The following is a 23,410-nucleotide window of genomic DNA, read 5'->3' on the forward strand; positions in this document are numbered from 1 at the left end:
TAGGAAGATTTTCCGGATTATGATGCAGTCATGACGAATCTGCTTTCCAATTCCGACGCCCGCCGTGTCTTTCTTGCCAAGCAGGGCCTCAGCGCCCCGCCGAACCGCGCCCTGACCAAGGCCGGCCTGTTGCAGCTCATCCATGAACTGGGTTTCGTCCAGGTCGACAGCATCCAGACGGTGGAGCGGGCGCATCATCAGATCCTGTTTTCCCGCAACCAGACCTACAGGCGCGAGCATCTGACCGCGCTGCTCGAAAAGGACGGCGCGCTGTTCGAGCACTGGACGCACGACGCCTCCATCCTGCCGAGCGCCTTCTTCGTCTATTGGAAGCACAAGTTCCGCCATCAGGAAAAGGTGATCGTCGAGCGCTGGCGCAAATGGCGCGGCGAGGGCTTCGAGGCGGCGTTCGCGGAGACCTATGAGCGCGTTGAGCGCGACGGCGCGATCCTGGCGCGCGACATCAAGGCCGACGGCCACGTTTCCGGCGGCTGGTGGAACTGGCATCCGAACAAGACGGCGCTCGAATATTTCTGGCACACCGGCAAGTTCGCCATCGCCGGCCGCTCGAATTTCCAGAAGATCTATGACCTGGCGGAACGCGTCATCCCGGCCGAGTTCCGCGAGCCGGAGGTGAGTCGCGAGGAGTTCGTCGACTGGGCCTGCCGCAGCGCGCTTACCCGGCTCGGCTTCGCCACCCATGGCGAGATATCAGCCTTCTGGAACCTGGTCTCGCCCGATGAGGCCAAGGCCTGGGTATCAGCCCATCGCGACGAACTGATCGAAGTGTTGATCGAACCGGCGCTTGGCGGCAAGGCGCGCCCATCCTGGGCTTTTGCCGATTTCCTGTCGACACTCGACAACTACCCCGGCGCACCGCCACGCATCCGCGTGCTCAGCCCCTTCGATCCGATGATCCGCGACCGCAACCGCACCGAACGCCTGTTCGGCTTCTTCTACCGCATCGAGATCTTCGTGCCCGAGCCGAAGCGCGAATATGGCTATTACGTCTTCCCGCTGCTCGAAGGCGACAGGCTGATCGGCCGCATCGACATGAAGGCGGATCGGAAAAAGTCGACGCTCGATGTCAAGCGGCTCTGGCTGGAGCCGAGCGTCAAGCCGTCAGCCGGGCGGCTGGAGAGACTGGAAGCCGAGCTGGACCGGGTCGCGCGGTTTGCCGGCGTGGAGAAAGTCGTGCTTCTCGAGGGCTGGAGAGGATAATCCCTTCACCCCTCTGGGGAGAAGGGAAAAGCCTTTAGCAGATCTCCGTCGTGCTGATCTTGATGCCGAAACCTTCGAGGCCGACATAGTGGCGCTCGCGGCTGGTGAGCAGTTTGATCGAGCTGACGCCGAGATCCCTGAGGATCTGGGCGCCGAGGCCGATTTCCAGCCACTCGCTGTCGCGCGTCTGGGCTTCGGCATGGGCTTCGCGGCCCTGGTTGCGGGCCTTGCGGCCGTTGTCGTGGTGGCCGACGCCGACCGAGCCTTCGCGCAGATAGACGATGACGCCGCGGCCTTGCTCGGCAATCTTCTGCATGTAGAAATCGACCGGGCTGTTCTTGCCGAAGAGATCATCGGCGACATTCTCCGGATGCAGGCGCACCGGGATGTCGACACCGTCGCGGATGTCGCCGAAGACGACGGCGAGATGCTGCATCGGGTCCCAGGGCAGGGAATAGGTATGGGCCTTGGCTTTGCCGAACGGCGTCTCGATGTCGAAGCTGGTGCCGAGCTCGATCAGCGTTTCCTTGCGCTGGCGATAGGCGATCAGATCGGCGACGGAAACAAGCTTCAGCCCGTGCTGTTCGGCAAAGTCCACCACCTCAGGGCCGCGCGTGACGGTGCCGTCGTCGTTGACGAGTTCTGAGATAACGCCGATCAGCGGCAGGCCGGCGAGCTTGCAGAGGTCGACGGCAGCTTCCGTATGGCCGGAGCGCATCAGCACGCCGCCTTCGCGGGAAACCAGCGGGAAGATGTGGCCGGGACGGACGAAATCGGAAGCGCCGACATTCGGATTGGCGAGGTTGCGCACCGTCAGCGTCCGGTCGTCGGCGGAGATGCCGGTCGTCGTGCCGTGCTTGAAATCGACCGAGACGGTGAAGGCCGTCGTATGGGCCGAATCGTTTTCCGCCACCATGGCGTTGAGGTTGAGGCGTTTGGCCTCTTCCTTCGGCATCGGCGCGCAGACGATGCCGGAGGTGTGGCGCACGATGAAGGCCATCTTCTCAGGTGTGCAATGCACGGCAGCGACGATCAGGTCGCCTTCGTTCTCGCGGTCATTGTCGTCCATGACGACGACGATCTCGCCGGCCTCGAAGGCCCGGATGGCGTCGACGACACGCTTCTGGTCATAAGACATGGGACGAGCGCTCCTATTTCAGACGGCCGGTCTGGCCGCGGTCGCGAAGATAATGATCGGCGACGGCGCAGGCGACCATCGCCTCGCCGATCGGCACGGCGCGGATGCCGACGCAAGGGTCGTGTCGGCCCTTGGTGCGGATATCGACATTCTTGCCCTCCGCATCGATTGACTGGCGTTCGGTCAGGATTGAGGAGGTCGGCTTGACGGCGAAACGCGCCACCACCGGCTGCCCGGTGGAGATGCCGCCGAGAATACCGCCGGCATTGTTGGAAAGGAAGATCGGCGTGCCGTCATTGCCCATGCGCATCTCGTCGGCATTGTCTTCGCCTGACGTTTCGGCGGCGGCAAAACCATTGCCGATTTCGACGCCCTTGACGGCGTTGATCGACATCAGCAGCGAGGCGATATCCTGGTCGAGCTTGGCATAGATCGGCGCGCCGAGGCCGGCCGGCACACCGTCGGCGATCACCTCGATGACTGCGCCGATCGAGGAGCCGTTCTTGCGGATGCCGTCGAGATATTCCTCCCAGACCGGCACGATCGCGGCATCGGGCGAGAAGAACGGGTTCTGATCGACCTGGTCCCAATCCCAGTTGCGGCGGTTGATCTTGTGTTTGCCGATCTGTACCAGCGCGCCGCGCACGGTAACACCTGGCACGACAAGGCGGGCGATGCCGCCGGCGGCAACCCGCGCGGCGGTTTCGCGCGCCGAGGAGCGGCCGCCGCCGCGATAGTCGCGGATGCCGTATTTGAGGTCATAGGTATAATCGGCATGGCCGGGGCGGTATTGTTTGGCGATCTCGCCGTAGTCCTTGGAGCGCTGGTCGGTGTTTTCGATCAGCATGGAGATCGGCGTGCCGGTGGTCGTCATCGTCGCGCCGTCGGCGTCCAGCATGACGCCGGACAGCACCTTCACCAGATCGTCCTCGCGCCGCTGCGTCACGAAGCGGGATTGGCCAGGCTTGCGCTTGTCGAGCCAGACCTGCAGATCCTCGAGCTTGAAGCGCAGCCCCGGAGGGCAGCCGTCGACGACGCAGCCGAGCGCCGGACCATGGCTTTCGCCCCAGGTGGTTACGCGGAAAAGGTGACCGAATGTATTGTGCGACATGTGTTCCCACGGTGGCGCGCCAAAGCCGGTCGCTGCCGGCCGCGCCATTGCTTGAAAAGGCGCGACACTCATAGGCCAAAAACCCGCCGAGGCAAAAGCCTTTCTTTGCGCCAAACCACCAGCTCAGGAAATGCTGTTTCCGTTCGTTGTCGGGGATGGACGGCGCATCCTGCCGCCACTCTCTCTGCGCGGGCGGGGAGGGGTAAGGACGAGGCCGATCGGCAGCCGGCGATCATGATGCCAGCCGCCACCCCGTTCCTGTGGCTTCGTTGGTGAAATCGTCGAAGGAGAGCGGCCGCGAGAAGGCATAGCCTTGCAGGATATCGCAGCCGAGATCGCGCAGCAGTGCGGCATGTGCTGCCGTCTCCACTCCTTCGGCCACCGTCTCGACGCCGAGCGAGCGGGCGATCTCGATGATCGAGCTGACGAGTGCGCGCTCCTGCGAGGCATTGACGATCGGCTGCACCAGCTGCCGGTCGATCTTCAGCCGTTTGGGCTTCAGCTTCAACAGGCTGACGATCGAGGTATGACCGGTGCCGAAATCGTCGATCTCGATATCGATGCCGAGCGCCTTGATGCGCTCGAGATTCTGCGAGACGACGTCCTCGCTCTCGTCGAGGAAGATCGATTCCACCAGTTCGAAGGAGATTTCGCCTGGACGGATATGCAGGTCGGCGAGCGATTCCAGCAGGCTGCCGTCATGCAGCCGCCGGGCCGAAACATTGACCGAGACCTTGGGCACGGCAATGCCGCGAGCGGTCCAGCGCATCTTGTCGTGCAGCGCCGTTTCGAGCACGATCCGGTCGAGCATCTGCACGACATTGATCTCGTCGGCGATGCGCAGGAACTTGTCGGGCGTCAGCAGTCCCTTGGACGGATGCTTCCAGCGCACCAGCGCCTCGACGCCGGTCAGTTCCATCGTCCGGGCGCAGAACTGCGGCTGATACCAGGCGGTGAATTCGCCATTGTCGATGCCGGCGAGGATCTCGTCGGCCGTGCGCTTGGTGTTGATGATATCGGCCTGGAGATTGTGATTGAAGAATTCGAAGCGGTTGCGGCCCATGCTCTTGGCGCGGTAGAGCGCGATGTCGGCATTGATCAGCACCTTGCGCGCATCGACATGGATGCCGTTGGCGAGTGCAATGCCGATCGACACGCCGCAGCGGCAGGAAAAGCCCTGGAAATCGATCGGCTGGCGCATCTCCTCGATGATCCGTGTCGAAAGCTGCGCCATCTCCTTGTCGCCGACGTCGAGGGCGAGGATGACGAATTCGTCGCCGCCGATGCGCGCGACGATATCGCTGCCGCGGACATTCTTGGCGAGCACCTTCGAGGCGTGCACCAGCATCGCATCGCCGGCGGCATGGCCGAGCGTGTCGTTGATGTCCTTGAAGCGGTCGAGATCGATGTGCAGGATCGAGAATTTCTGCCGCTGCTGCCGGCCGTCATGGGTGAGATTTTCGAGTGCGATGTCGAGCTTGCGGCGGTTGGCGAGTGCGGTCAGCGGGTCGTGCAGCGAATTGTGCTCGATCCTGTTCTTGACAAGTTCGAGCTCGATATTCTTGGCGACCGCCTCGTCCTTGGCGGCCTTCAGCCGGATCGTCATCAGCACGTCTTCGGTGGCATCGAAGGCGATGCCCATGATCTTCATCTCGCCGGTCCCCGTCTGGTGGACCTTGCCGACCGAGCGCACATAGCGCACCGAGCCGTCGTCGACGATCACGCGGCAGACGAGGGTGTGCGTATCGCCGTTGCGCTTGAAGTGACGCGCGCTTTCGAGCGCCAGGCTCCGGTCCTCGGGGTGGATGCGGCTAAGCCAGATCTCCTCGGTCATGAAGCCGTTGCGCGGCGCAAGCCCGTAGAGCTCGTGCATCCGCTCGTTCCAGATCGAGCCGCCGAGGCCGGGCCGCGCCTCCCATATTCCGCACTGATAGGAGTTGAGCGCCAGGTCGAGCCGGCTGGAAAGCTCGGCGAGCTGCCCCTCGCGGCTTGAGAGCTCTTCAAGCGCCAGCTCCAGCTCGGCATTCTTGACCTCGCTCATATCCTTGGCCTTGCGCAGCGTGTCGGTGGTCACCGCATCGGCGGTCACGTCCCAGACGATGCCGATCGTCTTGCTGACGCCGCCGGCATCCGTATAGAAGGCGCCGACCGAGCGCAGGTGGCGGATGCCACCGTCGCCAAGCAGGATGCGGTACTGCGCCGTGCAGGCAGCGCCGGCAATGCTGCAGCTGAAGAAATGCACTTCGGCGGTTTCACGATCCTCGGGCAGGATCGACGCCAGCCATTCGTCGAGCGGCCGGCTTCCTTCTGCCGCCGCTTTGCCGTGCAGAGCCGCGGCGCGGGCGTCCCAGAGCAGGCTGCTCGAATGATCCTCCAGCTCCCAGATGCCGATATTGGAGGATTCCAGCGCCAGATTGAGCCGCTGCGACAGTTCCAGCAATTTTGCCTCGCGCCTCTCCAGCGCGGTAATATTGCGATTGCGCTCGCCGAGCAGAAGGGTCGCGAAGAAGATCGGCACGATGATGATGAAGCCGGCGGCAAGGATGATCAGACGCAACTCGGTGCGGTTTTCGGGTATCGCGTTCCAGCCGCTGTTCGGGACCGCGGAAAGCTCCCACTTGCCGCCGGCAAAGCCGATCTTCTGGCGCATCGGATGCTTGTCATCGATATCGGACGAACCGAAGAACGGCGGCGGCAGAGCAGCATTGGTCGCGGCCGCCGCGCCGATATCGCGGATGGCGATCGAAAGATGGTCGAGATGCGGATAGCGTTCCCGGTTCTCGCGGTCGCGTGCCGGCATCAGCCCGGTCGCCTGGTAGAACATCGTCTGGTCGATGGCGACCTCGACTGCCCCCCAGAGCCGCCGCTCGCCGTTCTCCCTGACGAAAACCGGGAAGAAGATGGCAAAGGCGTCGCGGCTATCAATGCTGATCGGGCCGTAGAAGCGCGCCGACTGGTCGCCGGCCGCGCTGGTCATCACCTGGCGGAAGAAGAGAGTTTCGCGCACGTCGCGGCCGATCCGCTCATTGCCGGATTGCGGCGGGTGGATGTCGCGGACGATGAAATCAGGGGCGACGGCGATATGAATGAAGGACGGGTTCTGGATCAGCAGCCAGTTGATCTGGCGCTCCATCTCCTCTCCGTTGGCCGCGCTGAGGGAGATCAGGTTCGTAAGGTCGCGGACGACGCTGAGGTCCAAATTGATCTCGGCCATGACTCGGGCGCGGATCAGATTCGTCTCGTTTTCGGTGCGGATATGAAGTTCGCGCACATAAGACGCAGTATTGGCCCGGTCGAGGCCGAAGCCGACCATGATGACGACGAGGGCGACAAGCGACGATACCAGAAACGAAACGCGAGTATTCTTCAACACGCGCCGCAACTGCTTGCTGTCGCTGAGCCTGGATAGCAAAATGAAACTCCCCTGTTGGCGAGCAACTGTAGGACGCGCGGGTTAATTTACGATTGCCCGCCGGCGATGCCGAAAAATCATGTGAAGGGAAAAACCGCGGGTTAACGCGGTATCTTGATTATATTTAAAATCCTATTCATCAATTGGGCGGGAAAAGCCATTCTTACGGGCAATTTTCGCCATATTCAGGAGCTTATCTGTGGCCAGTCATGTTCTCGTGCAGCGTCTTAAAAGGATTGTCGCCATGCGTTTCGTCGTCGCCACGCTTTTGGCAACAGCAAGCTTCCTGTCACCGATGAGCGGTTTTGCCGAGAGCGCCGATGTCGAGGCGACGATCAAGAAGGTCGACACAACAAACCTCGTGCTGACGCTCGATGACGGCAAGACCTATCAGGCGCCCGAGGAATTCAATTTCGACGGCCTCGAAGCCGGTGTGAAGGTGATCGTCTTCTACACCGAGGTCGACGGCAAACGCGTCATCAACGATCTCGACATCGTCAAATAGGCAGTTCTCTGGAGACTGATCGGGTGAGGTAAGCGCCGATCGCTGCAACCTCCCTGGACCGTACAGGCCAAACAGCTCGTTCGCATCCCAATCCGACCTGTTGAGCGCATCGCTGGCTGGCAATGCCTACAGCCAGACGATCGTCCGCTCCGAGGTTTCGATCCTGATGATCCGGTCCTGCGGGATTGCGCCTTCCGCAGCAGTGCTTTTTGGCAGGTCGGCGATTGTCTGGAAAAGCGTGCGGATGACGCCGCCATGTGTCACGCAAACCGTCGGACGATCGACGGAATTTAGCCATGAGCCGGTCCGCCAGGAGAGAATTTCATAGCTTTCCGCATCATCGCCGGGCGGGATGAAATCCCATTTCGAGGCATTGCGTTCCGCCACCCGCTCACGCTGCGTCGCCTTCAGCTCCTTGATCGTCGAGCCCTCCCAGTCGCCGAAGGAAATTTCTACCAGCCTCGGATCGGTGCGATAGGCAAGCGGTGGCAGGCCCATGGCGGTGCGCATGATCTCCATGGTCGCGCGTGTGCGCCCGAGCGGGCTGGCGACAAAATCGAATTGGTCGATCGTGTCGCCGAGAATCCCGGCAAGCGCGATGCCGTTCTGCCGGGCCTGTTCCAGGCCCGTGGCATTCATCGGGATATCCTTCTGACCCTGCAGGCGGCGCTCGGCATTCCAGGCGGTCTGGCCGTGTCTGATCACGTAGATAAGCACGGTCTCAGCTCCGCTCGAAATGCTCTAGTCCTTGATGACGGAAATGTCGGGCGCGTCGACCGCCTTCATGCCGATGACATGATAGCCGCTGTCGGCATGGTGCACTTCGCCGGTGACGGAGCGCGACAGGTCCGACAGGAGATAGAGGCCGACATCGCCGACTTCCTCGATGGTGACGGTGCGGCGCAGCGGTGCGTTATATTCGTTCCACTTCAGGATGTAGCGGAAATCGCCGATGCCGGAGGCGGCTAGCGTCTTGATCGGTCCGGCCGAGACGGCGTTGACGCGGATGTTCTGCGGTCCGAGGTCGACGGCGAGATACTTGACGCTCGCTTCGAGCGCGGCCTTGGCCACACCCATGACGTTATAGTTTGGCATCACCTTTTCGGCGCCGTAATAGGTCAGCGTCAGCATGGCGCCGCCATCCGTCATCAGCTTCTCGGCGCGGCGTGCGACCGAAGTGAAGGAATAGACGGAGATCTGCATCGTCTTGGCGAAGTTGTCGGCCGAGGTGTCGACATAGCGGCCGGTCAGCTCGTCCTTGTCGGAAAAACCGATCGCATGCACGAGGAAATCGATCTTGCCCCACAGCTTTTCGACGTTCCCGAAAACCTCATCGATGGTGGCTTCGTCGGCGACATCACAGTGGCCGACCAGCGTCGCGCCGATTTCGGCGGCGAGCGGCTCGACACGCTTCTTCAGCGCATCGCCCTGATAGGTGAACGCGACTTCCCCACCCTGCGCATGAATGGCCTTGGCAATACCCCACGCAATCGAACGATTGTTGGCGACACCCATGATGACGCCGCGTTTGCCTGCCATGAGGCCGGATGCTTGAGCCATATTTCGCTCCCTAGGATTCTGATCGATCCTGCCTATGGCATAGGCCGTTAATCGGTTCAAGCTTGGCCGGGATCATCAACTGTTAGGGATCGTAACAAAGGGTGCGAATGTCATAAAAATTTCATAGGAACAGGCCTTCGCGCATGCTCCGCATGAGATCGGTGATTTTATCGTCGGGTTTTTCCCACAAGATAATGCGCAATTCGACAACGAGATCGCCTCTGCCGCCCTCTTCGCGGGGCAATCCCTGACCGGGAATTCTAACCGTCTTGTCCGAGCCGGACCATGCCGGGATCGTCACGTTCAGCGGCCCGCTTGGTCCCTCGATGCGGGCTTCGGTGCCGAGCACGGCATTTTCGATGCTGAGCGGCAGCACGGCGTGCAGATCGAAACCGTCGACCGTGAAGCGCGGATCGGGCGCGATACGAATGTTGATGACAGCATCGCCGCGCTGCAGGCCCGGCAGTTTGAATCCCTGTCCCTTGAGCCTGATCTCGTGACCGTCGGTCGTGCCGGCCGGCAATGCGAAGCCGATTTCGCGGCCCTCCGGCAGGGACGCAGTGATCCAGCCGCTCTTCAACACGTCGTCGATCGTCACCGTCGCCGTCGTCACCTCATCCGGTGCCTTTTCGAGGCCCGTATCCTTGGCACCGGTGAAACGGCGCACCAGTGATGTCAGGATGCTGAGCGGCAGCGACAGGTTGGCGGCGGCATTTGGCCCAGCTTCGCCGGCTTCCTCGTCGCCCTTGGTGTCGGCCTCGGCGGCATCGCCGTCCATGCGCTTGCCGGCGTCGCCCTGGGCGTTTTGTGTCTGCTGATTTTGGGCTTGCTGGTATTGCGTCTGCTGGGCGCGACCCTGCGCTTGGCCACTGGCGGCCGCCCGGGCCTGGGCGCCGAAAATGCGATCCACCATCTCGTCGGCGGCCTCAGCGGAACCTGCCTGTTGCCTGGAGCCGTCGGCGGCAGCCTTCTGGGCGGCGCGCGCCAATTCTTCCATCACGCGTTCGGCATTGGCCTGCGCCGCCTTGGCGCGCACGGCCGCCTCGCGGGCGGCCTGGCGCTGCTGCATGATCGTCTGTTCGTGTTTCTTGGCTTCGGCCATCCGCAGGGCATTGTCGAACAGGCTGCGCTTGCGCGGATCCTTCAGCGTTTCATAGGCGCGGCCGATCTCGGCGAACCGGGCCGTCGCTGTCGGATCGTCCTGATTGTGATCGGGATGGGCTGATTTGGCCATGTTGCGCCAAGCCGCCTTGATCTCGTCTACTGCCGCGTCGCGCTTGACGCCCAGAATTTTATAAGGATCGCGCATGTCAAAACCGCCGGTGTTGCGATGCGGCAAGCCTCGTCCTTGCCCGGCATCCCCGTCCAATAAAACGTGTGTGGCGCCACCCGCCACAAGGCAGGAGGAACCACTCTCAACGCCGATCCTGCGGCGGAGTTGCTAATCACTTGTTATTTCTGTGGAGACATGTGGGGTGTTTCGCGGCGAATGGTTAGCTCTTTGCTAAGCATTGGGCAGAAAGCGGCCGCGCGTTAACCTGTTGGCGACGGCGGCCCGCGTCTTTTCGAACGCGCAAAGGGACGCTGTAATATTTTGAACTACCTTAGGAGGATCAGCTTTCGGGCTGGAAACTCAGAAGCTGCCAGTTGCCGCCGCCGACGAGGCAGGTCTTGCCGTAGAATTTGGCGATGCCGACATAGGAATGCCGGGTCGTGCGGAACTGGCGGCAGACCTGGCCGGACTCGTTGTTCTCGACGATCGTATCGATGACGCCGGCACTGCCCGTCGATGCATTTGCCCAGGGAAGCGGCTGGCCCTCGAGCCTTTGCACATCCGCCGAGGTGACGGCATTGCGCACGGTCATCTCGTCGGAAAGCGTGTCGGTGCTCGGCGGTGTCTGCGGCACGGTGCCGGTTGCCACCGACCGGTCGACCTTGGCGTCACTCAAGAAATCCATACCGCCGCCGACGCAGCCGGAAAGCGATAACATCGCGGTGCTGATGACGAAGAACGCGCGGCTGCGTCGCCGCAGGCCCTTTGTATGGCGAGATGACTTTGTTATGACTTCCACCCTGCATCCTGTCCAGTTATCAAAAGCTGGGCGAGTTTTGAATAATCCGGGGCATTTGAACCAATATGTCGGCAAACGAGTTAACAAGCGGTGACTTTACCGAAAGTGGCGAACCCTTCAAGCTCTTTGCCGAATGGCTGAAAGAAGCCGAGGCGTCCGAGCCCAATGACCCGAATGCGGTGGCGCTGGCAACGGTCGATGAGGATGGTCTTCCCAATGTCCGCATGGTTCTCCTGAAGGGATTCGACGACAACGGTTTCGTCTTTTACACCAATTTCGAGAGCCAGAAAGGCCGCGAAATTCTTGGCCAGAAAAAGGCTGCCATGTGCTTTCACTGGAAAAGCCTGCGCCGCCAGGTGAGGCTGCGCGGCCCCGTCGAGATCGTCACCGATGCCGAAGCGGACGACTATTTCAAGACGCGCGCGCGCGGCAGCCGCATCGGCGCCTGGGCCTCCAAACAATCCCGTCCGCTCGAAAGCCGATTCGCGCTGGAAAAGGCGGTGGCCGAATATACCGCGCGCTATGCCATCGGCGAGATTCCGCGCCCGGCCCACTGGTCGGGCTTCCGCATCCGGCCGACCTCGATCGAATTCTGGAAGGACCAGAAATTCCGCCTGCACGACCGGGTCGAATTCCGCCGGCCATCACCGGAAGGCGAATGGGACAAGGTGCGGATGTATCCGTAACGAGATTAGCGGCTCATCAGCTTCAGCGGTATGCCGGAGGCAAGCGCCGAGACGTAGCGTCGCTTCTGGTAGAAGCCGTTGAGCGAAATGCGCGGGAGATAGCCGGTCAGCTTCGCTGCCGGCCGCCCGGGTTGCGTGGTGACCGCGAGGGTAAAGCCGAGATTGCGGGCGATGCGCGCCTCGCGGGCGGTCGCAGCGTCCGGCGTGCCATAGGGATAGGCGATCGTCTCGGGACGGATACCGGTCACCGCTTCGAGGTAATCGGCCGAAGCCTGCATTTCTATTCGTGCTTCGGCTTCCGGCAGCCGGGCCAGCGCGCGGTGGCTGATCGTATGGGCGCCGAGCGTTGCGAGCGGATGTGCCGCCAGCCATTGCAATTCGCCGGGTCCCATCACCAGTTCGCGGACGATATCCGTCGGCTCGATGCCGTTTTCCCGCGCCAGCAGATCGATGGCGGCGACGGCGCGCGCCTCGTCGGAGCGATGGATATAGGCGGCGAAGCGGTCGAAGGCATGCCATTGCTGCTGCGGGCTGTCGAGCACCAAGCGCTCCATGCCGCGGCCGAAATCGAAGCGGATTTCCGGCACCTGGCGTAAGAGGATCGCCAGCGTCTCCCACCAGATGCTGTGGGAGCCCTCGGCAAAACCCTTGGCGACGAATACCGTGAACGGCGCTTGATGTCGCTCGAATACCGGCAGCGCATGTTCCAGATTATTGCTGTATCCGTCGTCGAGCGTGAAGGCAGCAAACGGCGCTCCGCCCTCGGGCTCCGCCAGCAGCACCGGCACCTCGCCGAGCGGCACGAAACGATAACCCTCCCGCCGCAGCCGCCGCAGCGCCGCGTCGAGAAAGCGCGGGGTGATTTCGAGATGCGCATTCGGCTCGAAGGCCTCTGGCACGTGCGGGCGGACATGATGCAGCGTGAAGACGACGCCGCGCCCGCGCGCTTCGCGCATCAGCCCGGCCGAGGCGAGCAGCCAGGAAACCTCGAGCCCGGCGCCGATCGCTGCGCGTTTTGCCAGTCGCTTGAATTGTCCCGTCATGCGGCGCCCGTCCCTTGCCTTTGCTGGAAACTAGCAAGTGCGACTTAAGCCTTGCTGAATCCCTGTTCGGAACAGGTCTTTGATTTCCTGTTAACCAAGGCAATGAAAAGACTAGAAAAATGATAGGCGTTGCCTCAAAGTCGCGCCAAACTTACGGCTTCTGTCACATTACGGCACAAATGCCGGTCTGACCGAGAGCCTGCATCAAGGGCTGCGCATCAGGGGCCAGCGTATGAGGGGCCAGCGTATGAGGGGAAAGTGCATGAGAAAGCTTTTGGCGGCTGTTTTGACCGTAACGCTTGCCGTTTCGGCGCCTCTTGCGGCCCTTGCCGGCAATGCTTCGCTGATCCTCGATGCCCGCACAGGCAAGGTTCTCGCCGCCGAAAACGCCGATACGCTGAACCATCCGGCCTCGCTGACGAAGATGATGACGCTCTATCTCACCTTTGAGGCGTTGAAACGCGGCAAGATCGCCTGGGACACCCCGATCAGGATTTCGAAATACGCCGCCGCACGGCCGCCGACCAAGCTTGGTGTCAAGGCGGGTGGCACGATCACCGTGCGCGAGGCGGTCTATGGCATGATCGTCAAATCCGCCAATGATGCCGCCTCCGCCATGGGCGAGAAGCTCGCCGGCTCGGAAAGCGGTTTTGCCCGGGTGATGACGGCCAAAGCCCGCCAGCTCGGCATGAGCCGCACCGTCTTCGTCAACGCCTCCGGCCTGCCGGACGGCCGCCAGGTCACGACTGCGCGTGACATGTCGACACTCGCTGTCGCATTGATGAAGAATTATCCGAACGAATACCGGCTGTTTTCAACGGCAAGCTTCAATTTCCGCGGCCGGACCGTGCGCGGCCACAACAATCTCATGTACCGCTACCAGGGCATGGACGGCATCAAGACCGGTTATACCAACGCTTCCGGCTTCAACCTCGTCAGCGCCGTCAGGGATGGCAACCGCCGCGTGGTCGGCGTCGTGCTCGGCGGCCGCACTGCCCGCAGCCGCGACGACAAGATGGCTGGTTTGCTCGACCGCTATCTCGGCCGTGCCTCGTCTTCCGGCGGCGCAAAGCTGGTGGCGAGCGTCGGCGCGAAAGAAACTGTCGAAGTCGCGTCCGCCGCTGACGCGTCCGATGTTCCGGTGCCGCTCAATGCACCGCGCCCGGCCGACGATCTCGCGGCGAAGAGCCTGGCCTATGCCGATGACGCCGTCGTGCCCCTGGATCGTCCCGTCGCGATGGACGAGATCCTGAACGCCGGAAAGACGCCAAAGACAACAGCAGAGAAGGCCAATGGCGACTGGCAGATCCAGATCTCGGCCGCCCCTAGCGCCGATGCGGCGCGCGCGCTTCTCGCCCAGGCGAAGTCGGAAGCCGGCGCGCCGCTCGTTTCTGCCTCGCCTTATACCGAGGCGGTCGGGCAGGGGGCCAACAAGATCTATCGCGCCCGCTTCGTCGGCTTCGCCAGCAAGGATGCCGCCGTCTCGGCCTGCGATGCGCTGAAGCAGCGCTCCTATGACTGCATGCTGCTGCCGGATCGCGGCTGATCGTCGCCCGGCACTCTGGGCAATCCCGTTCTGGACAATTGTTGGGAATCAGCGTCTCCTCCATAAACAAAAGGAGAACGTCCATGCTACGCCGTCTCGCCGATCAATTCGAAACCTCATCCGCGGCCTATGCCGCAGCCAATGGCATCGAGCGTGACCCCGACTGGTTTCTCTTGAAGCTGCAGGAAGAGGTGGGTGAGCTCACCCAGGCCTGGAACCGCCTGACCGGCCGTGGGCGCCGCAGGGACCGGACGCCGGAAGAACTCGACCGCGATCTCGCCGACGAAACCGCCGACCTGCTCGGCCACATCCTGCTCTTTGCCCGCCGCAACGACATCGATCTTGCCGCCGCGATCGAACGGAAGTGGCGGTTTCAGCCGGCGCTGGCGTCGAAGAGCTGATGCAAGGCGCCCCACGTTTACGTGCGGCCGTCAGTCTTCCCAAAGCTTAAGTCAGCCGACCTTATAGCGGTAGAATTTGCTGTCCACCGCCATCAGCGGGAAGGAGCGGGGCAGGGCGCTCTTGGCAATCTCGGTAAAGCCGTTCTTCTCGTAGAAGCGATGCGCGGCGACGAATTTGTCGGTCGTGCCGAGGAAGATATCGGTGAGGCCGGCATCCCTGGCATGGGCAAACAGCCGATCGAGAAGCCGCGCCGCCACGCCATGCTCGCGGCCGCGAACCTCGGCGGCGACGAACATCTTGCGCAGCGCCGCCTGGTTGTTGCCGATATCCTTGAGCCCGACCGTGCCGACGATGGCGCCATCCTTGACGGCGACCCAGAACTGCCCCTTGCCGGACTGATAGAAATCCGGGATGACCCTGAGATCCGGCTGCGCATCCACGGTGATATCGATGCCGAATTCTTCGCGCTGGATCGGCAGGATCACCGAAAGCACGGCATCGGCGTCATCGGCGGTGAAGGTTCTGATTTCGACGTCCGCCATGACGGGTCCTTTCGCCTCAGGTCTGCGTGCCGCCGACCGTCACCTGATCCATGCGCAGGTGCGGCTGGCCGACGCCGACGGGAACCCATTGGCCGGCCTTGCCGCAATTGCCGATGCCGGTATCGAGCTTCATGTCATTGCCGATCATCGACACCCGCTTCATCGCGTCCGGACCGTTGCCGATCAGCATCGCGCCCTTGATCGGCGCGCCGACCTTGCCGTTCTCGATCAGATAGGCCTCGGTGCAGCCGAAGACGAACTTGCCGGAGGTGATATCAACCTGGCCGCCGCCGAAGGAGACGGCATAGATGCCCTTCTTCACCGAGGCGATGATTTCCTCGGGCGTCTTGTCGCCGCCGAGCATATAGGTGTTGGTCATGCGCGGCATCGGCACATGGGAATAGCCCTGGCGGCGGCCGTTGCCGGTGGGCGCCATGCCCATCAGCCGGGCATTCTGCCGATCCTGCATATAGCCGACGAGCTTGCCGTTTTCGATCAGCACGTTATAGGCAGACGGCGTGCCCTCGTCGTCGATGGTGATCGAGCCGCGGCGATTGTCGATCGTGCCGTCATCGACGACGGTGACGCCGGGAGCGGCGACCATCTGGCCGAGAAGGCCGGCAAAAGCCGACGTCTTCTTGCGGTTGAAATCGCCTTCCAGCCCGTGACCAACAGCCTCGTGCAGCATCACGCCCGGCCAGCCGGAGCCGAGCACCACGTCCATCGTGCCCGCCGGCGCATCGATCGCCTCGAGATTGACGAGCGCCTGGCGCAGCGCCTCGTCGGCGCCGTATTGCCAGCTGCCTTCGGCAATGAAATCGCCGAAGCCGATGCGCCCGCCGCTGCCATAGGAGCCGCTCTCCTGCCGATCGCCTTCGCCGACCATGACCGAGATGTTGATGCGCGTCATCGGTCTGATGTCGCGGACGCGGTGTCCGTCGGCACGCAGGATATCGACGACCTGCCAGCTTGCGGCGACCGAGGCCGTCACCTGCCGCACCTTGTCATCCTTGCCCCTGAGATAGGCGTCGATGTCCTGCAGGACCTTGACCTTCTCCTCGAAGCTCGGCTGCCCGATCGGGTTCTCGTCGCTGTAGAATTTCTTGTTGGTGCCCTGGGGCGCTGCCGCATAGGAGCCGGAATAGCCGCGCGTCACCGCGCCGACGGCATCGGCCGCCCGCTTCAACGCCGCCACCGAGAGATCGCCGGCATGGGCATAGCCGACCGCTTCGCCGGCAACGGCGCGCAGGCCGAAACCCTGTTCGGTGTTGAAGCTGCCGCCCTTCAGCCGGCCATTGTCGAAAGTCAGCGCTTCCGCCTGCGCATGCTCGATGAACAGTTCGCCATCATCGGCGCCGGACAGAGCCTCGGCCACGTGCTTGCGCATCGTGGCTTCATCGGCATCGAAAAGCGTCAGGAGATCGGTGGTCATGGTATGGCTCCAAGCATGCGTTCAGGAGTGCACTTACTCCCTAGATAGGGCTCCACATAATAAGGAGTGAAGCCCCGCCGTCGAATTATTCTTTGTTGGGCAGGATGATGTGGCGAGACGGAACGTACCATGCGATGAGCCGGCGGGGAACGGAGAGGGCGCGGCGCAATCTCTTCTCCCCTCGGGGAGAAGGTGCCGGCAGGCGGATGAGGGGGCTGCACGGCAGATCCTTCACGTAAACCCTGTTCCCGGTACGCCAACGATAACGCCGTCTCTCAAGACCCTGAGCACAGTCGAGGCGGTGCCAGCGCGGTCGCAGCTCGCATGGGCTTTGTTCAAAAGACCGGCTTCGCCGGCCCCCTCATCCGCCCTACGGGCACCTTCTCCCCGCTGGGGAGAAGAGGGAATCGAGACGTCGCGACTAGCCTGCGCATCACGGCAGGGCGTCGAAGCCTTCGGCGAAGCCCTTGAGGTCGACGGGGATGCCGATGCCTTCTTCCGGCGTCTGGAAGACGATGAAGGTTGCCTGGGCGCCGCTGCGGAAGGTCTTGAGCAACTCGTCCTCGAGCACGACCTCGGCGTAGCAGCCATCGGCAAAGCAGCGGACGAAATAGGCGCGGCCGATATCCTTGCCGTCGACATTGAGCCCGAGGCCGTTCGGCAGCAGCACGCCGAGTGGCGCCAGCACGCGCAGGATCTTCGACTTGCGGTCGGCCGTCTTCAGGACGACGACGGAAAGCCCGACTTCCGGCCGATCCTCGGCGATGACGTTCTGCATCAGCGCGCATTGTTCGGTCGCAGCCCCGGCCGGCTTGTCGCAGACGACAGACCACGCGCCATGATTGGACTTTACCGTGCCTGGCGCCGGCGGCTGCGTCTGGCCGGGTGTCACCTGTTCGACATTCGGTTTGGCGGCGCTCGGCTGCTGCGGCGCCGGAGCAGGGGTCGGCGCCGGCGCGGCAGCGGGGGGCTTGGCCTGTGACGGCGTGGGTTGCTGCTGTGCGAAAACGGGCGTCGTCGCTGCGGCCGCGATGCTGGCAGTCAGGAGAAGCGACTGCGCGAGGGAACGGAAACCCATGGAAACCTCTGGATATCGAATCATTGCGGCTATTGTTGAAGCTGCCCACCAAAAATGAAAAGCCCCACCCCGTGAAAACCGGGGGACTGCGGCGGAAATTGGACCTTTGCGAAATAATGTGTCGCGCGCGGATTGGCCGGAAAGCCGATTTTTCATATGCTGATGAAAAACTTGGGATGTTTTGCCGTTCTGACCTGCCTATGCTTTGAGCAAAAATGCCGCATAGACAATTGCTCTGACCTGTTGCGGCAAATGCCAAACTGTGGTTTGAAGCGCTGAAGATGGCAAGGATTCTGCGTTCTATTTTGCAGGTCAAGCGCTCGAGGGAGATAATAAGGTGATGAAGAAGGCTTATGCAGCCCTGACCACGCTGGTCTGTCTGCTTTTTGCTTCCGGCACATATGCCGACCAGCCCATGCCGTGGCAGGCAACGCTGCAGCCGGCGGCAACGCCGATCATGCGGGAAATCCATTGGTTCGAACAATATACCCTGTGGTTTATCGTTCCGATCACGCTTTTCGTTCTGGTCCTGCTCATCGTCGTCTGTTTCAAGTTCCGCGCCAGCGCGAACCCGGTTCCCTCGAAGACGAGCCACAACACCCTGATCGAGATTGCCTGGACCGTGGGGCCGGTCCTGGTGCTTCTTCTTCTCGCCATTCCTTCGTTCAACCTGCTGACGGCGCAGCTGACGCTGCCTGAAAACCCCGACGTCACGATCAAGGCGACCGCCACCCAGTGGCAGTGGAACTACGAATATGAAGGTTCGGGCGAAAGCCCGCTGGCTTTCGATTCCTACCTGCTGAAGGATCAGGATCGTGCAGCCGCCGGCAAGGAAGACAAGTCGATCTATCCCAGACTTCTCGCCGTCGATAACGAGCTGGTCCTGCCGGTCAACAAGACGGTCCGCGTTCTCGTGACCTCTGCGCCGACCGACGTCATCCACGCCTTCGCCATGCCTTCCTTCGGCGTCAAGATCGATGCCGTGCCGGGCCGCTTGAACGAGACCTGGTTCAGGGCCGAGCGCGAAGGCCTGTTCTACGGCCAGTGTTCCGAGCTCTGCGGCAAGGACCATGCGTTCATGCCGATCGCCATCCGCGTCGTCTCCGAGGACAAGTACAAGCAGTGGCTGACCGCAGCCGCCAGCGACCTGCCCGGCGCCTACAAGACACTCATGGCTGCAACCGATGGTCCCGCAAAGACCGTCAACGTCGCCGAAGCACAGTAATTAAGGGGATCGGGACAATGGCTGGACCTTCCGCTCACGACGATCATTCTCATGATCACGCCCATCATGACCACGCGCATGATGATCACGATCACCACGATCACGGGCACAAGCCGAGCTTTGCCAATCGCTGGCTGTTCTCGACCAACCACAAGGACATCGGCACGCTCTATCTGATCTTCGCGATCATTGCCGGCATCATCGGCGGCGCGCTGTCGGTTGCCATGCGCATGGAGCTGCAGGAGCCGGGCATCCAGATCTTCCACGGCCTGGCCTCGATGGTCTACGGCTATGAGGGCGATGCCGCAATCGACGGCGCCAAGCAGATGTTCAACATGTTCACGACGGCGCACGCGCTGATCATGATCTTCTTCATGGTCATGCCGGCGATGATCGGCGGTTTCGCCAACTGGATGGTGCCGATCATGATCGGCGCGCCGGATATGGCTTTCCCGCGTCTGAACAACATCTCCTTCTGGCTGATTGTTCCCGCCTTCGCGCTGCTGCTGCTGTCGATGTTCGTCGAAGGCCCGGCAGGCGCCTATGGCACGGGTGGCGGCTGGACGATGTATCCGCCGCTGGCAACGAGCGGCACGCCGGGACCGGCGGTCGATCTGGCGATCTTCGCGCTCCACATTGCCGGCGCCTCGTCGATCCTTGGTGCGATCAACTTCATCACCACGATCCTCAACATGCGCGCTCCCGGCATGACGCTGCACAAGATGCCGCTGTTTGCCTGGTCCGTGCTGATCACCGCCTTCCTGCTGCTGCTGTCGCTGCCGGTTCTGGCAGGCGGCATCACCATGCTGCTTACCGACCGCAACTTCGGCACCTCCTTCTTCTCTCCGGAAGGTGGCGGCGACCCGATCCTTTACCAGCACCTGTTCTGGTTCTTCGGTCACCCCGAGGTCTACATCCTCATCCTGCCGGGCTTCGGCATGGTCAGCCACATCATCTCGACCTTCTCGAAGAAGCCGATCTTCGGCTACCTCGGCATGGCCTACGCCATGGTCGCGATCGGCGCCGTCGGCTTCGTCGTCTGGGCCCACCACATGTACACGGTCGGCCTGTCGCTCGACGCGCAGCGCTACTTCGTCTTCGCGACGATGGTCATCGCCGTTCCGACGGGCGTGAAGATCTTCTCCTGGATTGCGACGATGTGGGGCGGTTCGATCTCGTTCCGCACGCCGATGCTCTGGGCGATCGGCTTCATCTTCCTGTTCACGGTCGGCGGCGTCACCGGCGTCCAGCTTGCCAATGCCGGTCTCGACCGTTCGCTGCATGACACCTATTACGTCGTGGCCCACTTCCACTACGTTCTGTCGCTCGGCGCCGTCTTCGCGATCTTCGCCGGCTGGTACTACTGGTTCCCGAAGATGACCGGCTACATGTACAACGAGCTGGTCGGCAAGCTGCATTTCTGGATCATGTTCATCGGCGTCAACCTGGTGTTCTTCCCGCAGCACTTCCTCGGCCTCGCCGGCATGCCGCGCCGCTACATCGACTATCCGGATGCCTTTGCCGGCTGGAACTATGTTTCCTCGATCGGCTCCTACATCTCGGCCTTCGGTGTGCTGATCTTCCTCTATGGCGTCTTCGAAGCCTTCGCCAAGAAGCGCGTCGCCGGCGACAATCCGTGGGGTGAGGGTGCAACGACGCTCGAATGGCAGCTGCCTTCGCCGCCGCCCTATCACCAGTGGGAACAGCTTCCGCGCATCAAGTAAATTGCGCGGACATCAGGACGCCGCGTTCGATACGGCGTCCTGATGGTAAGACATTCAGGACGGAATGATGACGGTCATCGACAATCACGAGGTGCTTGCAAAGGACGGCGAATTGTCGGAAGCGAGTGCGCGCGATTATTTCGAATTGTTGAAGCCACGGGTCATGTCGCTCGTGGTCTTCACTGCCTTTGCCGGTCTCGTGCTGGCGCCGGGCCACATCCATCCTGTCCTCGGCCTGATCGCCATCCTCTGTATCGCCGTTGGCGCCGGAGCCTCCGGCGCGCTGAACATGTGGTATGACGCCGATATCGATGCGATCATGAGCCGCACGGCCAACCGTCCGATCCCGGCCGGCCGCATCGCACCCTCCGAGGCGCTCGCCTTCGGCCTGGTTCTGTCAGGCTTCTCGGTGGTGATCCTCGGCCTGGCGGTCAACTGGCTCTCGGCCGGCATCCTCGCTTTCACCATCTTCTTCTATGCCGTCGTCTACACCATGTGGCTGAAGCGCTCGACGCCGCAGAACATCGTCATCGGCGGTGCCGCCGGCGCCTTCCCGCCGATGATCGGCTGGGCTTGCGTGACCAACAGCGTGACGATCGAGAGCACGGTTCTCTTCCTCATCATCTTCCTGTGGACGCCGGCGCATTTCTGGGCGCTTGCCCTCTTCAAGATGCGCGATTACGAGGCCGTCGGGGTGCCGATGCTGCCGAACGTCGCCGGCGAACGGGTGACCAAGCATCAGATCGTTGCCTATGCGGTGCTGACCGCCGTCTGCGCGGTGTTGCCGTCCTTCCTCGGTTTCGCGAGCCTCGGTTATGGCCTCGTCGCTGCCGCTCTCGGCGCGATCTTCATATACTGTTCCATCGCCGTCTGGCGCATGCCCGACGGCGATCTGAAGATGATCCCGGCGAAGAAGCTCTTCGGCTTCTCGATCTTCTATCTCTTCGCCGTGTTCTCCGCCTTGATGATCGACCGGCTGGCCTCGCTGCTGGTCTCGCATGCGGGAGGTTGGTTCTGATGGAATTGATCAAGCTCACGGAAGCGCAGCGCAAGTCGCGCCGCAACCGCAACGTCGCCCTCGGGCTGGTGCTCGCCGGCCTCGTTATTCTGTTCTACGCGATCACCATCGTGAAGATCGGCGGGGGAATGGCTGGATGAGCGAAAACGCCGGTACACCGCAGAAGCAGGGCCGCAATAACGGCGCCGTCGTGATGATGTGTCTGAGCTTCGTCTTCGGCATGGGCGCGATGAGCTATGCCGCCGTGCCGCTCTATCGCATCTTCTGCCAGGTGACCGGCTATAACGGCACGACGCAGCGCGTCGACCAGGTGTCGAGCGTCGTGCTTGATCGCACGATGCGCGTCACTTTCGACGCCAATGTCGCGCCCGGCCTGCAATGGGAATTCAAGCCGGTCGAGCGCGAGGTCAATCCGAAGATCGGCGAGACGATCCAGGTCAATTTCACCGCCGAGAATCGTTCGAACGAAACCCAGCGCGGCCAGGCGGTTTTCAACGTCACGCCGGGCGAAGCGGGTGTCTATTTCAACAAGGTGCAATGTTTCTGCTTTACGGAAACGGACCTGAAGCCGGGCGAGAAGCTCGACATGCCTGTCGTGTTCTACATCGATCCCGAAATCGTCAAGGCCGTGGAATCCAAGGATATCCACACGGTCACGCTGTCATATACGTTCTACCCGAAAGAGGGTCCGAAGCCGGTGGCTTCGAATGAGGGTGGAGCGGAGAAGATTGAAAAGAAACTTTGATCAAGGCTCGTTTCCGGCTATGCCGGGAACGGAGTGAAGGAAGACATCCGGGGATAGCTACATGGCCGATGCTCACCAGAAGAATCACGACTATCACATCATCGATCCGAGCCCGTGGCCGATTCTCGCCTCGCTCGGCGCCTTCATCATGGCGATCGGCGGCGTCTGCTACATGCGCTACCTGAACGGCGGTTCCTTCAAGGTTGCCGGCGCGGAACTCGCCAATCCCTGGCTCTTCTACATCGGCTTCGCGCTGGTGCTCTACGTCATGTACGGCTGGTGGGCCGATACGGTGAAGGAAGCCCATGAGGGTTCCCATACCCGCGTCGTCTCGCTGCACCTGCGCTACGGCATGATCATGTTCATCGCTTCGGAAGTGATGTTCTTCGTCGCCTGGTTCTGGGCCTATTTCGACGCCAGCCTCTATCCGAACGAAGCGATCCAGGCCTCGCGCCTGCTCTATACCGGCGGCACCTGGCCGCCGAAGGGCATCGAGGTCCTCGATCCCTGGCACCTGCCGATCTACAACACCGTCATCCTGCTCCTGTCGGGCACGACGGTCACCTGGGCGCACCATGCGCTGCTGCACAACGACCGCAAGGGCCTGATCCAGGGCCTGACGCTGACGGTGCTGCTCGGCGTGTTGTTCTCCAGCGTCCAAGCCTATGAATATGCCCACGCGCCCTTCGCCTTCAAGAATTCGATCTACGGCGCGACCTTCTTCATGGCGACCGGCTTCCACGGTTTCCACGTCCTCGTCGGCACGATCTTCCTGGGTGTCTGCCTGATCCGTGCGCTGCGCGGCGACTTCACCCCAAAGCAGCATTTCGGCTTCGAGGCGGCAGCCTGGTACTGGCATTTCGTCGACGTCGTCTGGTTGTTCCTGTTCTTCTGCATCTACGTCTGGGGCGGCTGGGGCGCACCCCTCGCAGCCGGCTGATCGGGACGGA

22 protein-coding genes are annotated in these 23,410 nt (G+C 62.1%); 11 read left to right on the top strand and 11 right to left on the bottom strand.

What is annotated here, in order from left to right:
- Positions 1-30 precede the first annotated feature (30 nt).
- Complete coding sequence (locus AC1D2N_RS08655) at positions 31-1,221, top strand: winged helix-turn-helix domain-containing protein (RefSeq protein ID WP_130651834.1); 1,191 nt, start codon at positions 31-33, stop codon at positions 1,219-1,221.
- Positions 1,222-1,255: 34 nt separating this feature from the next.
- Here AC1D2N_RS08655 and ribB read toward each other — a convergent pair whose 3' ends face one another.
- The 3 genes from ribB to AC1D2N_RS08670 all read right to left on the bottom strand — a co-directional run bounded on the left by ribB (position 1,256) and on the right by AC1D2N_RS08670 (position 6,882).
- The gene (gene ribB / locus AC1D2N_RS08660) at positions 1,256-2,359 is read right to left on the bottom strand and encodes a 3,4-dihydroxy-2-butanone-4-phosphate synthase (RefSeq protein WP_018245075.1); all 1,104 of its coding nucleotides are present in this window, start codon (positions 2,357-2,359) and stop codon (positions 1,256-1,258) included.
- Positions 2,360-2,372: 13 nt separating this feature from the next.
- Entirely contained in the window at positions 2,373-3,470 is a 1,098-nt protein-coding gene (aroC, locus tag AC1D2N_RS08665; RefSeq protein ID WP_130651835.1) for a chorismate synthase, read from the bottom strand.
- Between the two features lie 232 nt (positions 3,471-3,702).
- Positions 3,703-6,882 carry a bifunctional diguanylate cyclase/phosphodiesterase gene (locus AC1D2N_RS08670; protein WP_047622022.1) on the bottom strand — a complete coding sequence of 1,060 codons (3,180 nt, stop codon included), beginning with the start codon at positions 6,880-6,882 and terminating at the stop codon, positions 3,703-3,705.
- Positions 6,883-7,126: 244 nt separating this feature from the next.
- On the opposite strand from AC1D2N_RS08670, the gene AC1D2N_RS08675 reads away from it, so the two are divergent.
- The gene (locus AC1D2N_RS08675; protein ID WP_018449305.1) at positions 7,127-7,387 is read left to right on the top strand and encodes a DUF1344 domain-containing protein; all 261 of its coding nucleotides are present in this window, start codon (positions 7,127-7,129) and stop codon (positions 7,385-7,387) included.
- Positions 7,388-7,513: 126 nt separating this feature from the next.
- On the opposite strand, the gene AC1D2N_RS08680 is transcribed toward AC1D2N_RS08675, so the two are convergent.
- The 4 genes from AC1D2N_RS08680 to AC1D2N_RS08695 form a co-directional block, all read right to left on the bottom strand.
- Positions 7,514-8,104 (bottom strand): histidine phosphatase family protein, encoded by a 591-nt coding sequence (locus AC1D2N_RS08680; protein ID WP_018245079.1) that lies wholly within the window; start codon positions 8,102-8,104, stop codon positions 7,514-7,516.
- A 24-nt stretch (positions 8,105-8,128) separates the two neighbouring features.
- A complete protein-coding gene (fabI, locus tag AC1D2N_RS08685) occupies positions 8,129-8,947 on the bottom strand; it encodes an enoyl-ACP reductase FabI (protein WP_018245080.1) in 819 nt (272 codons plus the stop codon).
- A gap of 121 nt (positions 8,948-9,068) precedes the next feature.
- Positions 9,069-10,286, bottom strand: a complete 1,218-nt coding sequence (locus tag AC1D2N_RS08690; protein ID WP_197728233.1) for a J domain-containing protein — start codon at positions 10,284-10,286, stop codon at positions 9,069-9,071.
- 274 nt (positions 10,287-10,560) lie between these two features.
- Complete coding sequence (locus tag AC1D2N_RS08695; RefSeq protein WP_018245082.1) at positions 10,561-11,019, bottom strand: RT0821/Lpp0805 family surface protein; 459 nt, start codon at positions 11,017-11,019, stop codon at positions 10,561-10,563.
- Positions 11,020-11,084: 65 nt separating this feature from the next.
- Between AC1D2N_RS08695 and pdxH the strand changes: the two genes are divergently transcribed.
- A complete protein-coding gene (gene pdxH, locus AC1D2N_RS08700) occupies positions 11,085-11,705 on the top strand; it encodes a pyridoxamine 5'-phosphate oxidase (RefSeq protein WP_018245083.1) in 621 nt (206 codons plus the stop codon).
- A 5-nt stretch (positions 11,706-11,710) separates the two neighbouring features.
- On the opposite strand, the gene AC1D2N_RS08705 is transcribed toward pdxH, so the two are convergent.
- A complete protein-coding gene (locus AC1D2N_RS08705; RefSeq protein WP_130651837.1) occupies positions 11,711-12,748 on the bottom strand; it encodes a polysaccharide deacetylase family protein in 1,038 nt (345 codons plus the stop codon).
- Positions 12,749-13,010: 262 nt separating this feature from the next.
- Here AC1D2N_RS08705 and AC1D2N_RS08710 point away from each other — a divergent pair, with 262 nt between their 5' ends.
- Positions 13,011-14,294 (top strand): D-alanyl-D-alanine carboxypeptidase family protein, encoded by a 1,284-nt coding sequence (locus tag AC1D2N_RS08710; RefSeq protein WP_130651838.1) that lies wholly within the window; start codon positions 13,011-13,013, stop codon positions 14,292-14,294.
- Between the two features lie 83 nt (positions 14,295-14,377).
- Positions 14,378-14,695, top strand: coding sequence for a nucleoside triphosphate pyrophosphohydrolase family protein (locus AC1D2N_RS08715; protein ID WP_065277966.1), 318 nt, complete (start codon positions 14,378-14,380; stop codon positions 14,693-14,695).
- Positions 14,696-14,746: 51 nt separating this feature from the next.
- Here the strand turns inward: AC1D2N_RS08715 and AC1D2N_RS08720 are convergent, their stop codons facing one another.
- From AC1D2N_RS08720 to AC1D2N_RS08730, 3 genes are all read right to left on the bottom strand, one after another.
- Entirely contained in the window at positions 14,747-15,238 is a 492-nt protein-coding gene (locus AC1D2N_RS08720) for a GNAT family N-acetyltransferase (protein ID WP_018245087.1), read from the bottom strand.
- A gap of 16 nt (positions 15,239-15,254) precedes the next feature.
- Positions 15,255-16,670: a metalloprotease TldD gene (tldD, locus tag AC1D2N_RS08725; protein WP_018245088.1), complete on the bottom strand. Its 1,416-nt coding sequence runs from the start codon at positions 16,668-16,670 to the stop codon at positions 15,255-15,257.
- 433 nt (positions 16,671-17,103) lie between these two features.
- Positions 17,104-17,772, bottom strand: coding sequence for an invasion associated locus B family protein (locus AC1D2N_RS08730; RefSeq protein ID WP_018245089.1), 669 nt, complete (start codon positions 17,770-17,772; stop codon positions 17,104-17,106).
- Positions 17,773-18,088: 316 nt separating this feature from the next.
- On the opposite strand from AC1D2N_RS08730, the gene coxB reads away from it, so the two are divergent.
- The 6 genes from coxB to AC1D2N_RS08760 all read left to right on the top strand — a co-directional run bounded on the left by coxB (position 18,089) and on the right by AC1D2N_RS08760 (position 23,400).
- Entirely contained in the window at positions 18,089-18,973 is an 885-nt protein-coding gene (coxB, locus tag AC1D2N_RS08735) for a cytochrome c oxidase subunit II (protein ID WP_018449294.1), read from the top strand.
- 17 nt (positions 18,974-18,990) lie between these two features.
- The gene (gene ctaD / locus AC1D2N_RS08740) at positions 18,991-20,697 is read left to right on the top strand and encodes a cytochrome c oxidase subunit I (RefSeq protein WP_018449293.1); all 1,707 of its coding nucleotides are present in this window, start codon (positions 18,991-18,993) and stop codon (positions 20,695-20,697) included.
- A 67-nt stretch (positions 20,698-20,764) separates the two neighbouring features.
- Positions 20,765-21,715: a heme o synthase gene (locus AC1D2N_RS08745; protein WP_018449292.1), complete on the top strand. Its 951-nt coding sequence runs from the start codon at positions 20,765-20,767 to the stop codon at positions 21,713-21,715.
- Entirely contained in the window at positions 21,715-21,855 is a 141-nt protein-coding gene (locus AC1D2N_RS08750; protein ID WP_018245093.1) for a hypothetical protein, read from the top strand. Before AC1D2N_RS08745 ends, AC1D2N_RS08750 begins: the two co-directional genes overlap by 1 nt.
- The gene (locus tag AC1D2N_RS08755; protein WP_130651839.1) at positions 21,852-22,460 is read left to right on the top strand and encodes a cytochrome c oxidase assembly protein; all 609 of its coding nucleotides are present in this window, start codon (positions 21,852-21,854) and stop codon (positions 22,458-22,460) included. The genes AC1D2N_RS08750 and AC1D2N_RS08755 overlap by 4 nt, the downstream gene beginning before the upstream one ends.
- Before the next feature lie 61 nt (positions 22,461-22,521).
- Positions 22,522-23,400, top strand: coding sequence for a cytochrome c oxidase subunit 3 (locus tag AC1D2N_RS08760; protein ID WP_018245095.1), 879 nt, complete (start codon positions 22,522-22,524; stop codon positions 23,398-23,400).
- The last annotated feature ends 10 nt before the right edge of the window (positions 23,401-23,410 follow it).

The organism is Rhizobium sp. P1_B8, from assembly GCF_056406515.1.

What these genes read in the sequence shown, in the direction of transcription:
- AC1D2N_RS08750 (WP_018245093.1), top strand. Translation starts at nt 21,715, where the DNA reads ATGGAATTGATCAAGCTCACGGAAGCGCAGCGCAAGTCGCGCCGCAAC.
- AC1D2N_RS08710 (WP_130651838.1), top strand. Translation starts at nt 13,011, where the DNA reads ATGAGAAAGCTTTTGGCGGCTGTTTTGACCGTAACGCTTGCCGTTTCG.
- aroC (WP_130651835.1), bottom strand. Translation starts at nt 3,470, where the DNA reads ATGTCGCACAATACATTCGGTCACCTTTTCCGCGTAACCACCTGGGGC.
- pdxH (WP_018245083.1), top strand. Translation starts at nt 11,085, where the DNA reads ATGTCGGCAAACGAGTTAACAAGCGGTGACTTTACCGAAAGTGGCGAA.
- AC1D2N_RS08720 (WP_018245087.1), bottom strand. Translation starts at nt 15,238, where the DNA reads ATGGCGGACGTCGAAATCAGAACCTTCACCGCCGATGACGCCGATGCC.
- AC1D2N_RS08715 (WP_065277966.1), top strand. Translation starts at nt 14,378, where the DNA reads ATGCTACGCCGTCTCGCCGATCAATTCGAAACCTCATCCGCGGCCTAT.
- ribB (WP_018245075.1), bottom strand. Translation starts at nt 2,359, where the DNA reads ATGTCTTATGACCAGAAGCGTGTCGTCGACGCCATCCGGGCCTTCGAG.
- tldD (WP_018245088.1), bottom strand. Translation starts at nt 16,670, where the DNA reads ATGACCACCGATCTCCTGACGCTTTTCGATGCCGATGAAGCCACGATG.
- AC1D2N_RS08730 (WP_018245089.1), bottom strand. Translation starts at nt 17,772, where the DNA reads ATGATTCGATATCCAGAGGTTTCCATGGGTTTCCGTTCCCTCGCGCAG.
- coxB (WP_018449294.1), top strand. Translation starts at nt 18,089, where the DNA reads ATGAAGAAGGCTTATGCAGCCCTGACCACGCTGGTCTGTCTGCTTTTT.
- ctaD (WP_018449293.1), top strand. Translation starts at nt 18,991, where the DNA reads ATGGCTGGACCTTCCGCTCACGACGATCATTCTCATGATCACGCCCAT.
- AC1D2N_RS08655 (WP_130651834.1), top strand. Translation starts at nt 31, where the DNA reads ATGACGAATCTGCTTTCCAATTCCGACGCCCGCCGTGTCTTTCTTGCC.
- AC1D2N_RS08755 (WP_130651839.1), top strand. Translation starts at nt 21,852, where the DNA reads ATGAGCGAAAACGCCGGTACACCGCAGAAGCAGGGCCGCAATAACGGC.
- AC1D2N_RS08705 (WP_130651837.1), bottom strand. Translation starts at nt 12,748, where the DNA reads ATGACGGGACAATTCAAGCGACTGGCAAAACGCGCAGCGATCGGCGCC.
- AC1D2N_RS08675 (WP_018449305.1), top strand. Translation starts at nt 7,127, where the DNA reads ATGCGTTTCGTCGTCGCCACGCTTTTGGCAACAGCAAGCTTCCTGTCA.
- AC1D2N_RS08745 (WP_018449292.1), top strand. Translation starts at nt 20,765, where the DNA reads ATGACGGTCATCGACAATCACGAGGTGCTTGCAAAGGACGGCGAATTG.
- fabI (WP_018245080.1), bottom strand. Translation starts at nt 8,947, where the DNA reads ATGGCTCAAGCATCCGGCCTCATGGCAGGCAAACGCGGCGTCATCATG.
- AC1D2N_RS08760 (WP_018245095.1), top strand. Translation starts at nt 22,522, where the DNA reads ATGGCCGATGCTCACCAGAAGAATCACGACTATCACATCATCGATCCG.